The 13,810-nt window shown below is 58.9% G+C and carries 14 protein-coding genes; 10 read left to right on the top strand and 4 right to left on the bottom strand.

Translation table 11 applies throughout. The features are described from left to right. Positions 1-324 precede the first annotated feature (324 nt). Complete coding sequence (gene ppa / locus ACXAD0_RS07085) at positions 325-861, top strand: inorganic diphosphatase (protein ID WP_475087669.1); 537 nt, start codon at positions 325-327, stop codon at positions 859-861. A gap of 112 nt (positions 862-973) precedes the next feature. Here the strand turns inward: ppa and ACXAD0_RS07080 are convergent, their stop codons facing one another. From ACXAD0_RS07080 to ACXAD0_RS07070, 3 genes are all read right to left on the bottom strand, one after another. After that, positions 974-1,471, bottom strand: a complete 498-nt coding sequence (locus tag ACXAD0_RS07080; RefSeq protein ID WP_475087668.1) for a hypothetical protein — start codon at positions 1,469-1,471, stop codon at positions 974-976. Between the two features lie 81 nt (positions 1,472-1,552). Continuing rightward, entirely contained in the window at positions 1,553-2,371 is an 819-nt protein-coding gene (cysE, locus tag ACXAD0_RS07075; protein ID WP_475087667.1) for a serine O-acetyltransferase, read from the bottom strand. 31 nt (positions 2,372-2,402) lie between these two features. Continuing rightward, positions 2,403-3,125 carry a M15 family metallopeptidase gene (locus ACXAD0_RS07070; RefSeq protein WP_475087666.1) on the bottom strand — a complete coding sequence of 241 codons (723 nt, stop codon included), beginning with the start codon at positions 3,123-3,125 and terminating at the stop codon, positions 2,403-2,405. A 255-nt stretch (positions 3,126-3,380) separates the two neighbouring features. On the opposite strand from ACXAD0_RS07070, the gene ACXAD0_RS07065 reads away from it, so the two are divergent. The 4 genes from ACXAD0_RS07065 to ACXAD0_RS07050 all read left to right on the top strand — a co-directional run bounded on the left by ACXAD0_RS07065 (position 3,381) and on the right by ACXAD0_RS07050 (position 6,192). Continuing rightward, the gene (locus ACXAD0_RS07065) at positions 3,381-3,686 is read left to right on the top strand and encodes a TfoX/Sxy family protein (protein ID WP_475087664.1); all 306 of its coding nucleotides are present in this window, start codon (positions 3,381-3,383) and stop codon (positions 3,684-3,686) included. 119 nt (positions 3,687-3,805) lie between these two features. Next, positions 3,806-4,690, top strand: coding sequence for a protease HtpX (gene htpX / locus ACXAD0_RS07060; protein ID WP_475087663.1), 885 nt, complete (start codon positions 3,806-3,808; stop codon positions 4,688-4,690). Between the two features lie 69 nt (positions 4,691-4,759). Further along, positions 4,760-5,812 carry a S1C family serine protease gene (locus ACXAD0_RS07055; protein WP_475087662.1) on the top strand — a complete coding sequence of 351 codons (1,053 nt, stop codon included), beginning with the start codon at positions 4,760-4,762 and terminating at the stop codon, positions 5,810-5,812. A 35-nt stretch (positions 5,813-5,847) separates the two neighbouring features. After that, positions 5,848-6,192 (top strand): Rieske (2Fe-2S) protein, encoded by a 345-nt coding sequence (locus tag ACXAD0_RS07050; protein WP_475087661.1) that lies wholly within the window; start codon positions 5,848-5,850, stop codon positions 6,190-6,192. Here ACXAD0_RS07050 and sfsA read toward each other — a convergent pair. After that, positions 6,189-6,905, bottom strand: coding sequence for a DNA/RNA nuclease SfsA (gene sfsA / locus ACXAD0_RS07045; RefSeq protein WP_475087660.1), 717 nt, complete (start codon positions 6,903-6,905; stop codon positions 6,189-6,191). The two genes, ACXAD0_RS07050 and sfsA, sit on opposite strands and share 4 nt — an antisense overlap. A 284-nt stretch (positions 6,906-7,189) precedes the next feature. On the opposite strand from sfsA, the gene dksA reads away from it, so the two are divergent. The 5 genes from dksA (at position 7,190) to ACXAD0_RS07020 (ending at position 13,299) form a co-directional block, all read left to right on the top strand. Beyond that, on the top strand, positions 7,190-7,627 hold the full coding sequence (gene dksA, locus ACXAD0_RS07040; RefSeq protein ID WP_475087659.1) for an RNA polymerase-binding protein DksA: 438 nt from the start codon (positions 7,190-7,192) through the stop codon (positions 7,625-7,627). Between the two features lie 63 nt (positions 7,628-7,690). Next, positions 7,691-8,602, top strand: coding sequence for a tRNA glutamyl-Q(34) synthetase GluQRS (gene gluQRS, locus ACXAD0_RS07035; RefSeq protein ID WP_475087658.1), 912 nt, complete (start codon positions 7,691-7,693; stop codon positions 8,600-8,602). A 53-nt stretch (positions 8,603-8,655) separates the two neighbouring features. Beyond that, on the top strand, positions 8,656-8,832 hold the full coding sequence (locus tag ACXAD0_RS07030) for a hypothetical protein (RefSeq protein WP_475087657.1): 177 nt from the start codon (positions 8,656-8,658) through the stop codon (positions 8,830-8,832). Beyond that, positions 8,822-11,776, top strand: a complete 2,955-nt coding sequence (locus tag ACXAD0_RS07025; protein WP_475087656.1) for an ATP-binding protein — start codon at positions 8,822-8,824, stop codon at positions 11,774-11,776. Before ACXAD0_RS07030 ends, ACXAD0_RS07025 begins: the two co-directional genes overlap by 11 nt. A 131-nt stretch (positions 11,777-11,907) precedes the next feature. Continuing rightward, positions 11,908-13,299, top strand: a complete 1,392-nt coding sequence (locus ACXAD0_RS07020) for a sigma-54-dependent transcriptional regulator (protein WP_475087655.1) — start codon at positions 11,908-11,910, stop codon at positions 13,297-13,299. The last annotated feature ends 511 nt before the right edge of the window (positions 13,300-13,810 follow it).

The raw sequence follows: 13,810 nt of genomic DNA, 5'->3' as shown, positions 1-13,810 counted from the left end.
TTATTCTGTGGTGTTCCGCCCCTATTGATAGCGGCGTAATGTGACTGGGCTGTGACGAGCGACTTCGGCCCGACTAACAGGATAGACGATGGCCGGCCGCGCCGCGGATACACGCGTGCGGCCGGCTGGATAGCCCTGCCAGCGCAGGAGCGGCACCGGCGAGATCATCCAACAGCGGGCAAATGGGCCCTGCGGGCCCGGTATTCCCCCGAAACGCAGGGGTCACAGGGGGGATGCGGCTGCCCAACACCTTTTCCAGACCCTTGACAGCGTTTATACTCCGGCCTCCAAATTTTCCCGCCCATTTGAAAATCAGGAAGAACAATGAGTTTCGACAAGGTTTCCCCAGGTAAAGACCTGCCCAACGATATCAACGTCATCATCGAGATCCCGGCCAACCACGATCCGATCAAGTACGAAGTGGACAAGGACGCTGACGCAGTATTCGTTGATCGTTTTGTCGCCACCCCGATGTTCTACCCGGCCAACTATGGCTACGTGCCCCAGACCCTGTCTGAAGACGGTGACCCCCTGGACGTGCTGGTAGTCGCGCCTTACCCGGTAATGGTCGGTTCCGTGATCCGCTCCCGCGTGATCGGCGTCCTGAACATGACCGATGAATCCGGCGTAGATGCCAAGCTGCTGGCGGTACCGCACACCAAGCTGACCAAGCTGTACGATCACGTGCAGGAAATCGGCGACCTGCCGGAACTGCTGGTCAAGCAGATCGAGCACTACTTTGAAAACTACAAGGCGCTGGAAGCTGGCAAGTGGGTAAAAGTCGACGGCTGGGCCGATGCTGACGCGGCGCGCGCAGAAGTCATGGCGTCCCGCGAGCGCTACCTGAAAGAAGAAGGCTGATCTCCCCGAGATCAGCCAGTGGCCGCGGAGTGCAATACGATTGCATTCCGGCAGCCCATAAAAAAAACCGGCCCCAGGGCCGGTTTTTTTTATGGGCGAAGCTTCCCGTCAATCAGTTCACCTGCCACTGGGGTACATCCACCTGCACCGAGGGCTTGCGCACCCGCTCGCCGTCCTCAACCAGATTACCCCCAACCGGGGCTATTCCCAGATGATCAACACTAACCTGCACGGATTCTTTGCGCTCACGCTCATGCTCCTTGACCAGGTTCCCCTCCATGGGGGCAAGTGTCCACTGATCACTGGGTGAAGCCGCCGCAGCACCCTCTTCGCTCGCGTCTTCAGCGGGCCGCGGCGCCGGGGGTGGCGCGACCGCACTCTCATCCTTCACGGTGGCCTGCGCACCCATCTTGGCCATGGCAGCGACAAACTGTTCCGCCTGCGCTTGTGCCAACCCCTTGCGGATCGCTACCGGTCGGCCGGAGAAGAGCTTGTCGATGGTTTCGGGACCGGTCTTGAACAATCTTGCCAGGTTGGACCGAACATCGGCGACCGTAAACCCGGGGAGGAGGTCACCGCGAAATATAACGCTGTAGTTGCTGTCGGACATCTGGGATTGCCTCTGCTTGCCTCGTTTGTTCACACGCTCACGCGTGTTTTTTTATCGTTTTTCTGACGGCCCTGAAAGGCCTTATTCGTCGGAATCCAGGGTTTGATCCATGGTATAGGCTGGCGCCGCCGCCGTGCTGCCCACCTGCCGTGCCGGGACTCCGGCCACCGTAGAGTGTGCAGGCACATGAGTGAGCACCAGACTGCCCGCGGCGATTTTCACCCCAGTCTCGACGTGCACCGGGCCCAATATTTTGGCACCGGCACCGATCATAACGCCACGCCCAATCTTGGGATGGCGATCTCCACCGCCACTACCGCTGCCACCAAGGGTGACCGAGTGCAGGATAGAAACATCATCCTCGACAATTGACGTTTCCCCCACCACCAGGCCGGTGGCGTGGTCAATCATAATCCCGCAGCCAAATTTGGCCGCGGGGTGGATATCTACCGCGAACTGCTCGGAAACCCGACTCTGGAAATACAGCGCGAGGGTTCTGCGCCCCTGGCTCCAGAGCCAGTGGGCAATCCGGTGGGACTGCAGCGCGTGGAAACCTTTAAAGTAAAGAAACGGTGTCAGGTATTGATCACAGGCGGGGTCGCGGTCGTACCAGGCGCAGATATCGGCTTGCATCGCGCGGGAAATTTCCGGGGCTTCCTGTAACGCCCTGGCGATCACTTCCTGCAGGGCAGTCGCGGTGAGGGCGCTGTGATCGAGCACCGATGCCAACTGATAGGCCATCGCCGCATCCAGCGAGCGGTGGCGCAGCACGGTATTGTGAAAATAGCTGGCCAGAACCGGCTCCTCCGCGGCAGCGGCAGTCGCCTCCGCGCGCATCGCGCTCCACACATCACGTCCTGCAGAGACATCGCTGACAGTACTTGCTTGGCTCACAGTCATTCAGCCCGGTAGTAATCCTAGAAATCGGCCCTCAGGCCCAGTTGGCGCCGCGGCTCGACGGATAATTTGCTTCCGCGACCCAGATGAATCGGGGAAAGATCTCGTCGATCCGTTCGCACACAGTGTCGCACAGTTCCAGCCCACTGCGCTGCCAAAGCGCGCACAGTCGCTCCGGCGTCAGTAATTGCTGCAGCTCATGGGCGCGCGGCGCATAACTCAGGTGCCAGCGCTCCGGCGCGATACCACCGCAGTCCCGCGCGTAAGGACGGAACAGGTCGTAACTGTTGCCCGCCGCCATCTGGTCGTCGAGCCAGCAATGAAAGGGACCGAACACGCCCTCGTCCGCGACCTCTTCAGGCGTCAACTGCGGACGATAGGCTTCTGGCACCGCGGCCGCATCAATCACGTCAAAGTCGGTGCCCCAGTGATGCCGGGATGCCCCCGGGAGGGCAGACCAGCGCAGTATGGCAAAGGCGCGGTCTGACAGGGACAGACTGGCGGCATCCAGCGGCTGCCCACTACTGTCGAGGAGCGGACGCTCACCGATGGCTTTGCCATTCCATATTGCCCGCTGGCGCGAAAAATCCCGAAAGCCAGAAACCACTTTGGGCTCGAAACCCGCGGCGCGGGCGTCCCGGCGCAATCGATTGAAAGCCTGCAGCGCTTCAGGGTGTAACAATTGACCGGATGCGGGCTCCACAATCACATGATCATCGGTCAATCCGAATAGCATCCGCTCCAAGACAGCATTCAACCCTTGGTCCACCAGAAAACCTCTCAAACCGAGACAATAGGGAAATAATTTTCTTTAACAACAAAAAATTAATGAGATCTTTACAGAAAGACACCAGAAGAAGGAACAGTATTTGCACTTTTACTGGAGAATTTTCGCTTAGTACCAATACTGATGAACTTTTGGCTTATTATCAATTTATGATATTTTGCTGTCGCGGCTCACGGATCCGAGCCCGACAGAAGTCCCCAGCAAAGATTTCAGGGAAGAATCCGTATGCATCCGAGTCAGTCAGAGCTTCTGAAGCTGAAGAACCTTGGCCTCGCCTCTGTCAATATCCTGCATTCTATCGGCATCCGCTCCTATGAAGACCTGCAGAGGGTGGGTCCAGTCGCCGCATTCATCAATATCCGTAACCGGGGCATCGTCGTCTCACGCGTCATGCTGTACGCACTTCAAGGGGCGTTGCTGGATATCCACTGGAACGATCTGGATCCCGATCTCAAGGAGCGCCTGGTGGCAGAGGTGGAACAGCAGGAAACCGCCAATGACTCCGCCGCGCCGGTCAATAGCGCGCGATAACGGAGCTCCGGTCATCGCAAGTGCATCGCCAAGTTAGCCGGCACTTGGAATCTGTACACGTCACCCCTATCTACACTTGAACTAACCCAGTTTCAAAGCTTCGAGTGAGGGTCCCCGTCATGATGCGCATCGGCCTGTTCCTGCTGACGAACTTTGCCGTTCTGATGCTGATCAGCATTATCTTCAACCTGTTTGGTTTTCAGGGTTTTCTGGACGCAAATGGCGTCGACCTGAATCTCCCGTCCCTCCTCGTGTTCTGTGCCATCTGGGGTATTGGCGGCTCGCTGATTTCCCTGCTGATGTCCAAATCCATGGCGCGTATGAGCACCCGTACCCAGATCATCGAGCAACCGCGCAATGAGGATGAGCGCTGGCTCGTCGAGACAGTACGTGAGTTGTCGCAGGAAGCGGGGATTGGCATGCCGGACGTGGGTATTTTCCCCATGGAGCAGGCCAATGCCTTCGCGACTGGCTGGAATCGCAACGACGCGCTGGTATCGGTCAGTGCTGGCCTGTTGCAGCGGTTTAGCCGCGAGGAAGCCAGGGCCGTTATCGGCCACGAAATTGGCCACGTAGCCAATGGAGATATGGTGACGCTGGCCCTGATTCAGGGCGTGGTGAACACGTTTGTCATGTTCCTGGCGCGCATCGTGGGCTTCTTTGTTGACCGAGTGCTGCTGCGCAATGAACAGGGTCTCGGACCCGGTTTTTATATCACCTCAATCATCATGGATATGGTGTTCGGCGCGCTGGCGATGATGGTTGTGGCCTGGTTCAGCCGCCGTCGCGAATATCGCGCAGATGAGTCCGGTGCGAACCTTGCCGGCGCCCCCGCCATGATCGGTGCATTGGAGCGACTGCGCAGCGAGTTCCAGGCAGGACGCGAGCAACCCCTGCCGAGTAACATGAAAGCGTTTGGCATTTTCGGCAATATGGGAGCCCTGTTTGCCACACACCCGCCACTGGAAGACCGCATCCTCGCACTGCAGAATCCAGCGCGCTGAATTCAACCGAACCATTGAGGGGCGCTCCTGCGCCCCGACACCAATAAACGACAACAACCTGATCCGACCATGAAGATACTGCTCCACCTGCTGGTTGCACCGCTACTCGTTCTGGCCGCCTGGACCGCCAACGCGGATAGCCTGCCCGCTTTCTCGACGGACGATGAAAAGAACACCATGCAGGTGTTCAACTTCGCCAGCCCTTCCGTGGTGTACGTGACCAACGAAACCCTGGTGCGTGATCGCTGGACACTGCGCCTGCAGTCGGTTCCCAAGGGCGCCGGCAGCGGCTTTATCTGGGATGAGCAGGGCCATATCGTCACCAACTTCCACGTCATCGAAGGTGCCCGCAAAGTCACCATTACCTTACAGGATCGCAGTGAATGGCCGGCAGAATTGGTCGGCACCGCCCCGGAGAAAGATCTGGCGGTGTTGCGTATCGATGCACCGGCAGACGTCCTGCAGCCCCTGGTCGCGGGGAATTCCGCACAGCTGGCCGTGGGCCGCAAAGTTCTGGCCATCGGTAATCCTTTCGGGCTCGACACCACTTTGACCACCGGCGTGGTCAGCGCACTGGGCCGGGAAATCGAATCATCCAACAACCGCACCATCCGCAATGTGATTCAGACCGATGCAGCCATCAACCCCGGCAACTCCGGTGGCCCGCTGTTGGATTCCAGCGGGCGCCTGATCGGCGTCAACACGGCAATTTACAGTCCCAGCGGTGCCAGCGTTGGTATCGGTTTCGCCATTCCCGTGGATACCGTCAAGAAAATTGTTCCGGAGCTCATCGCATTTGGGCGACTGGTCAGGCCGGTTCTGGGTATTGAATCTGCACCGGACCAGTGGGCGGCGCGCTACGACTTCGAGGGCGTGGCGGTTTTACGGACTGTACCCGGAATGCCGGCCGAAAAAGCCGGCCTGCGCGGGGTGTTCCAAACTGAACGGGGTAGCTGGCAACTGGGTGATGTGATCGTTGCCCTGGATCGCAAGCCCATTCGTAATTACGACGACTTGCTCAATGCGCTGGAAGACCGCCGAGCTGGCGATGAAGTCAGCCTCAGCTTCGTGCGCGACGGGCAAAAACGCCAGACATCCGTTACACTCGCCGCTCCGCGCTGAGACGCGCACAACCATAAAAATGATTAGAAACTGCCGTGCAAAAATTTTTTCTGTGCCGTTATGAAGAACTTGAAGACGGCCAATCCAAAGGGTTCTCACTGGGGGACACCGCCGCAGGAGTAGCCAACGTCTTCGCCGTCAAAAAAGACGGCGAGGTCTATGCCTACAAGAATGTCTGCCCCCACCGGGGCATCAACCTGGAATGGCAGCCCGACCAGTTTCTGGACCCGGAAGGCGCGCTGATTCAGTGCGCCTCCCATGGAGCCCTGTTCAGCATCAACACTGGCGAGTGCATCGCCGGTCCCTGCCAGGGCGACGCCCTGACACCAGTGCCGGTAGAGTACGCGCAGGATGGGCTTTACGTGCTGCTGACCGGTTAAGCGGCCGGTGGACCGGCCAGAAATGGCAGGGCGCTAACCAGCCGAATTTCCGTCGCGCTCATGTCCGCGCGATACGCCAGCACTTCCACCCCTGCCGCCACTGCAAGCTGCAGGGCTGACGCATACCCCGGATCAATCTCCACCGCCGCTTCAACCGTGGCAATTTCACTGTGCTGGACACAATAGAACAGCACGGCGCGCACGCCCTGTTCCGCCAGCTTTTGTAATTCGCGCAGATGCTTGGCTCCGCGGGCACTGACAGCATCCGGGAACAGGCCGCGATTGCCCTCCGCCAGGGTGACGTTTTTCACCTCGACATAGCAATCTCCCTGGTCGCCACTCAGCAGCAAGTCGATACGACTGTTTTCTTCGCCGTAACGCACCTCCCGCCGCAGGCCCTCGTAACCTTGCAACTCGCTCACAACGCCAGCGCGGATTGCCTCCTCGACCAGTGCGTTGGCCCGGCCTGTATTGACCCCGGCCAGGGCGCCTTCCGGCGTTGTCGTTATCTCCAGCGTGTGTCGATATTTCCGCTTCGGATTCCCTGAATCCGAGAACCAGCAAGGGGTGCTGGCCTCCCAGCAATTTTTCATCGAACCCGTATTGGGACAGTGAATGGTGATTTTTTCGCCAGATTCCAGCTGCACATCAGCGAGGAACCGTTTATAGCGCTGCAATAGCGTGCCGCGCTGGAATGGAGGATCAAACTTCACTAGGGACTCCTGGCAGACAAATCGAGCGCCAGAAAATACCAGACAACATTTTGTGGCGCGAATCGCAGAGATTTGATAGTTTCCTCCCCCTCAGGCGCCGGGGGTATGGCGCCGGAATGGAAGCAGCCTACCGAAGCTGGCCTGATGCGCCAGGCTCTCCCGCTTATCGATTCATCAATTGGATCAAAAATGCATCAGCCAGTAAAAATCCGGGCTAGGCTTGATTGAATTTGGTGGTACCGCCCCGATATCTGGGGGTCTGTATAGAAAGAGAGGCACCGATTATGCCCAACACTGCTGCGAGCACCGACACACTGCACGGCTTCGAACCCTACAAGGAAAAGAAGGGCGAGGAGTACATGAATGAAAACCAGCAGCAGCATTTCCGCAATCTGCTGCTGGCCTGGAAAGCCGAGCTGATGGCCGAAGTGGATCGCACCGTTACTCACATGAAGGACGAGGCAGCCAACTTTCCGGATCCGGCCGACCGCGCGAGCCAGGAAGAAGAATTCAGCCTGGAGCTGCGCACCCGCGACCGCGAGCGCAAACTGATCAAGAAGATCGACTCCACCCTCGAGCTGATCGATCAGGACGACTATGGCTACTGTGAAGCCTGTGGCGTAGAAATCGGCATTCGTCGCCTGGAAGCCCGGCCGACGGCCACTCTGTGCGTCGACTGCAAAACCCTGGCAGAGATCAAGGAACGCCAGATCTCCGGCTAAGCAAGTGATGGCGAGGCGACCCTTCTGGCAGCCTCGCCGGCTCTCTCCCCTGCCTATCTGACCGTGACAAACTCTCCCAGATACATTGGGCGTTTTGCCCCTTCCCCGACTGGCCCGCTGCATTTTGGCTCTCTGGTTTGCGCCCTGGGCAGTTACCTCGATGCGGTAACCCATGGCGGACACTGGCTGGTGAGAATGGAAGACCTGGACCCTCCCCGCGAGGAGCCCGGAGCGGCCGACCGAATTCTGCATAGCCTCGAGGCACATGGCCTCCACTGGCACGGGCCCGTTGTCTGGCAAAGCCAGCGCCTGCCCCAGTACGAAGACACGCTGGCGACATTGCGTCGCCAGGGCGCCACTTATGACTGCTACTGCACACGCGCACAGATCCGCGGTGCTGGGGGCCACCAGAACCGGGCTTGCCGTGCCGGGGAATTGTCATCGGCTGACGAAACCACCACCTCGGCCGCCACACGCCTGAAGTGCGCAGGCACCACGGAAACCTTTACCGATCTCTGGCACCAACAGCAGGTTCAACCCCTTACCGAGGACACCATCCTCAAGCGACGTGATGGCCTCCACGCCTACCAGCTGGCGGTTGTGGTCGACGATATTGCCGCCGGTATCACCCATATCGTTCGCGGTGCCGACCTGCTGGAAACCACCAGTGCACAGCAACACCTGTTTCGGGTACTGGGCGCTGCACCGCCGCAATTTGGCCACCTTCCGCTGGTCATGGGCAAAGGCGGGCAAAAACTCAGTAAGCAAAATCACGCGCCGGCCATTGAGAATCAGCGCGCCAGTGAAAATCTCTGCGCCGCACTCGCTTTCCTGGGCTTTCATGTAGACAAGGCATTAGCGGAGGCCAGCCCATCGGAAATACTGCACTGGGCACTGGCGCGCTGGCAGCGACTGCAGGTCGACCGGCATAACCGGATGGCGGAGCCGATTGCGCCAGGACGCGACCACACTTAACATCACCCGCCACAGCAATCGGACAGCACCCACCGGGCGGCAGCACTGTCACTATGAGCAATCGCACCCTGTTAATACTTCTGGTTCTGGTGGGCTATGTTTTTTCCCCCACCATTTACACCTGGATCATCAATCCCAGCGGCGCCTGGTACCGGCCGTTTATTGTCTGGTTTGCCCTGATCCTGTTGTCGTTGTTCATCCAGTTAAGGCGCAACTCCGATGACCTTTGAGTTTGCGCACATCGCGCTGATCGGGGTTGCCTACATTGCCCTGCTGTTTTTTGTCGCCTTCTCAACCTCACGCGGATGGCTGCCGGCCGCATGGGTCCGCCACCCGCTGGTGTATGTCTTGTCACTGGGTGTCTCTCTCAGTGCCTGGACCTTTTATGGTGTCGTAGATCTCGCCTGGCAATACGGATACGGGGTGCTGGCCTATTACCTCGGCACCGGCGCCATGTTCCTGTTTGCACCCGTGGTGCTGGAACCGCTGGCGCGCCTGGCACAGCGCTATCAGCTGACCTCTCCGGCAGATTTGCTGGTCTTCCGCTACCACAGCCGCGCTGCCGGTATTCTTGCCACCCTGTTCCTGTTACTGGGGCTGATGCCCCTGATTGCATTGCAGATCCAGGCGGTGGCCGAATCCCTGGCGCTGCTCTCCGGCGTCAGTGTGGCCACACTGTCGTTCGACGATGTGGGCATCACCACCAAGAACCTGATTGCCTTGCTCTACTGTGTGCTGCTCGCCCTGTTTACCAGTATGTATGGCGCCAATCGGGAAGAGCGCACCGGATTGGCAAGTGCCATGGCACTGGAATCCGTCGTCAAGCTGGTGGCACTGCTGGCGGTTGGTGGTTACGCCGTGTTCGGCGTATTCGGTGGGATGGGCGCGCTCGACCAGTGGCTGCTGGACCACCCGGACATGCAGGCTCGCCTGTACACCCCCATCGAAGAGGGCTCTTCCCATACCCTGCTGCTGGTGTTCATCGCCACGGCCGTTGCAATGCCCCACATTTTCTATCTCAGCGTGGCCGAGCGATCTGCCGGCAAGGCACTGCGTATCGCCAGCTGGGGTTTCCCACTCTTTCTGTTATTAATGGCCCTGCCGATCTTCCCGATCCTGTGGGCAGGTTTTGCACTGGAGGTCGAGGAGCCGGTGCAATACTTCGCACTGGCGGTACCCCGCGCCAGCGGTTCGCAGGCACTCACTATCCTGGCATTTATCGGTGGCCTGTCGGCCGCGACCGGCGCCCTGATCATGATCACCCTGGCCCTGTCCACGCTGGTGATGAACCACTGGCTGCTGCCGGATACCCGCTGGCAGGCGGACGACAACATGTACCGGCAGCTGGTGTGGCTGCGTCGCGCCCTGGTGGCGACCCTGTTTATTGCCGGTTTCGCCTTCTACCTGTTGCTGGATAACCGCTTGTCGCTATCGGATCTGGCACTGATCGCGTTCAATGCGTCGCTGCAGTTCCTGCCGGGAATTTTTGCCGTCATTCATTGGCCGCGGGGCAACCGGCGCGGATTTATCGCCGGTCTGCTGGCCGGCATGCTGATCTGGGGTTGCGGCCTGCTGCTGCCGGCGGTGCTTGGCATTGAGCAGGTGCCACTACCTGGCGGCGGCGAACTGCCGCTGGGGATGCCTATCTGGACCCATGTCACAACCCTGTCACTGGCGGTCAACGTCATCCTGTTTGTGGGGCTCTCCCTGCTCACCAAACGATCCAATCTCGAGCAATACGCGGCCGACCTCTGTAGCGACGACACCCTGAGTCAGGCCCTGCGGCTCGAGCTGGACGTAAAATCTGCGGATGAAATCAGTGTGCGACTCGCTGAGAGTCTCGGTGCAGGGACGGCCAGCCAGGAAGTCCGGCGTGCACTGCAAGAACTCAACCTGCCCGAAGACGAGCGGCGCCCCTATGCGCTGCGACAACTGCGCAACCGCCTCGAGGCTAACCTGTCCGGATTGCTCGGCCGCGTGCTGGCCGGCCAGATCATCGATCGTCATCTGCCGTTCAAAGAAAGCGATCAGCCCGCCACCCGGGATATTCACCTGATTGAAACGCGACTGAGCCGCTACAAAAACCAGCTGACCGGGCTCGCGGCAGAACTCAACAATCTGCGCCTCTACCATCGGCAAATGCTGGAGCAGCTGCCGATGGCCGCGTGCACGCTGGGGCGCGATGGGGAAATTCTGCTGTGGAACTACGCCATGCAGGACCTCACCGGTGTCACCGCGGGAGAAGTGATTGGCTCCAAACTCGATTACCTGCCTGACCCCTGGAAGGGATTGATTCAGGACTTTGCCGCGTCCGAAGAGGAAAGCAGCTTCAAGCAACAGGTCAGTCTCGACGGCAACAGCCACTGGTTGAACCTGCACAAGGCGAAACTACAGCACGGTCAGGCACAGCGACGCGATCGCGATGACGGTCTGATGCTGCTGCTGGAAGACACCACCGAAACGCAGGTGCTGGAGCAGGAGCTGATCCACAGTGAACGTCTGGCATCCGTGGGACGACTGGCCGCCGGGGTCGCCCACGAAGTCGGCAATCCGGTCACCGGCATCGCCTGCCTGGCACAGAACCTCCAGTACGAATCCGAAAATCCGGAAGACGTGCGGGAAACGGCGGACCAGATTCTGAGCCAGACCGAACGCATCAGCCGGATCGTGCATTCACTGGTGAACTTTTCCCACAGCGGCAGCCAGGAAAGCGAGCACGCGCCGGTCGACCTTTATGCGTGTGTGCAGGAGGCGGTACAACTACTGTCGCTGCAGCGCGACAAGACCGAAGTCACATTTGACAATGCGGTGCCGGAAGATCTGTTTGCCCCGGGTGACAATCAGCGCCTGATCCAGGTTTTCATCAACCTCCTCAGCAATGCGCGTGACGCCAGCCCCTCCGGCGGTCACATTCACATAGAAGGCTATCTGGAGAATGAACTGGCCTGTATTTCCGTGACCGACGAAGGGCCCGGTATCTCCGCGGCCCACCGGGAGCGGATCCTGGAGCCGTTTTTCACCACCAAGGAACCCGGTGAGGGTACCGGACTGGGATTGGCAATGGTGTACAGCATTGTCGAGGAGCACAACGGGCAGCTGGAGCTGAAAAGCCCCGCCAACCCGGCAACCGGTCGCGGGGCCTGCTTTATCGTTCAGCTGCCACTGGCGAAATAACTCTCGGGATTCCCCCTGATTGGCGCAAAATCTGTGCAAATTTTGATCAATCGCGCCAGATTGAGTTGCATCGAAACGGCTGGCGGGTAAAACTAGGCATCCACTGAGCAATTTGTAACCAGGCGTAACAAATGAGCCATATCCTGATCGTTGAAGACGAAGCGATTATCCGCTCCGCATTGCGCAAGCTATTGGAGCGTCACCGCTATCGGGTCAGCGAAGCAGGCTCTGTCCGGGAAGCCACCAACAAGTATCGTCTGAGCGAGATGGACCTGATCATCTCGGATCTGCGCCTGCCCGGGGCGCCTGGTACCGATCTGCTCAAGCTGTCCGGCGACATTCCCGTGCTCATCATGACCAGTTACGCGAGCCTGCGCTCCGCGGTCGATTCCATGCGTATGGGCGCAGCCGACTATATTGCCAAGCCGTTTGACCACGACGAGATGATTGCCACCGTCCGCCGCGTGATTGGCAAGGCCGAGCTGAATCGCGCCCAGGCCAGCCAACCGCGAGCACCGGGTGGTGCGATCACCGGGATGATCGGCAACAGCCCGGTCATGCAGAGTCTCTACAGCCGCATTCACAAAGTCGCCCCGACCGATGCCACCGTGCTGGTCCACGGCGAAACCGGTACCGGTAAGGAGCTGGTTGCCCGAGCGATCCACGAGCAGAGCCGTCGTGCTGACAAGCCGCTGATCTCTGTAAACTGTGCCGCCATTCCCGAAACCCTAATCGAAGCCGAGCTGTTTGGTCACGAGAAGGGCGCATTTACCGGTGCGCAAACTGCCCGCGAAGGCCTGGTAGCGGCAGCCGACGGGGGCACCCTGTTTCTCGACGAGATCGGCGAACTGCCACTGGAAGCCCAGGCGCGGCTATTACGGGTCCTGCAGGAGGGCGAGGTTCGCCCCATCGGCGCGATTGAATCCCGCAAGGTGGATGTCCGTCTGGTGGCTGCAACGCACCGCAACCTGCGCCAGCTTGCCGCAGAGCGCAAGTTTCGCGAAGACCTTTACTATCGCATCAACGTTGTACAGATGAGTCTGGCGCCACTGCGGGAACGCGGGCGCGACGTACTGGCCATTTCCGAACACCTGCTGGAAAAGTTCTGTGCCAAGAATGGCCGATCGGTGCTGAAGCTCTCTCCGGAAGCGATTCAGGCGGTAACAACCTACACCTGGCCGGGTAACGTGCGTGAGCTGGAAAACGCGATTCAGCGTGCGGTTATCCTGACCGCAGACGATGCCACCGAAGTCGATCATCGCACCCTCGATATCGATCTCGATCTGGTACCCATCGAAGAGACCGAAGTCGGACTGCCGCGCCCGCGCAGCCTGCAGAATGATCCCCGTGAAGACCTGTCCCTGGAAGACTACTTCGCGCGCTTCGTCCTCGAGCACCAGGAAACTATGAGCGAAACCGAGCTGGCCAAGAAACTGGGTGTCAGCCGCAAGTGCCTCTGGGAACGTCGGCAGAAGCTGGGCATCCCGCGCAAGAAGAGCCGTCGGGCCGCCGCCGAGGCCTGATCGCCGCCTCCCACACAGAAAACCCACCACATTTCTGGGGCTTCATTACCCCTATTCGCCCGTTGATCGCAAGCACTGCGCGAGGCGGGCCAACCTGTTTGATGATTCCGCACCTGCCAATGTCCGCAAATAACCAGCTGGCGGACAATCCGTTACTCACGATGTTCCCTCGACCCGCAGGTCTTTTCGAAAAAGTGTTACCGCTTTCGCAATCGGAGTAACAACTCCACCGGCTTCCGTAACGTCTCACCACACAAATTTGTCGCACAATTCAACGTAAATTTTTGTAAGTATTTGTTTTTAAAGGATTTTCAAAAGTTGGCACGCTAAGTGCTTTATTGGGAGTGCAAACATGAAAAGCAGCCAACAATAAAAATAAATGACTGCTACAGCCCTAATAACTACTCACAATAAGCGGGCGAAACACAATAAAAATAAGAAAAATAACAACAATAAAAAAACACCGGCAAAGTCGACAATAAAAGCCAAAGTGACTGGAGCCGAGCAGAAA

It is taken from the genome of Microbulbifer sp. ABF4_148, assembly GCF_056158985.1.
Note: the sequence above shows the minus strand (reverse complement) of the source record. Positions and strands in the feature narration are given on the sequence as shown.

Excerpts from the sequence above, each read along its gene's own strand:
- cysE (WP_475087667.1), bottom strand. The coding sequence starts at position 2,371 with ATGACTGTGAGCCAAGCAAGTACTGTCAGCGATGTCTCTGCAGGACGT.
- htpX (WP_475087663.1), top strand. The coding sequence starts at position 3,806 with ATGATGCGCATCGGCCTGTTCCTGCTGACGAACTTTGCCGTTCTGATG.
- ACXAD0_RS07055 (WP_475087662.1), top strand. The coding sequence starts at position 4,760 with ATGAAGATACTGCTCCACCTGCTGGTTGCACCGCTACTCGTTCTGGCC.
- ACXAD0_RS07030 (WP_475087657.1), top strand. The coding sequence starts at position 8,656 with ATGAGCAATCGCACCCTGTTAATACTTCTGGTTCTGGTGGGCTATGTT.
- ppa (WP_475087669.1), top strand. The coding sequence starts at position 325 with ATGAGTTTCGACAAGGTTTCCCCAGGTAAAGACCTGCCCAACGATATC.
- ACXAD0_RS07065 (WP_475087664.1), top strand. The coding sequence starts at position 3,381 with ATGCATCCGAGTCAGTCAGAGCTTCTGAAGCTGAAGAACCTTGGCCTC.
- dksA (WP_475087659.1), top strand. The coding sequence starts at position 7,190 with ATGCCCAACACTGCTGCGAGCACCGACACACTGCACGGCTTCGAACCC.
- ACXAD0_RS07020 (WP_475087655.1), top strand. The coding sequence starts at position 11,908 with ATGAGCCATATCCTGATCGTTGAAGACGAAGCGATTATCCGCTCCGCA.
- ACXAD0_RS07080 (WP_475087668.1), bottom strand. The coding sequence starts at position 1,471 with ATGTCCGACAGCAACTACAGCGTTATATTTCGCGGTGACCTCCTCCCC.
- ACXAD0_RS07025 (WP_475087656.1), top strand. The coding sequence starts at position 8,822 with ATGACCTTTGAGTTTGCGCACATCGCGCTGATCGGGGTTGCCTACATT.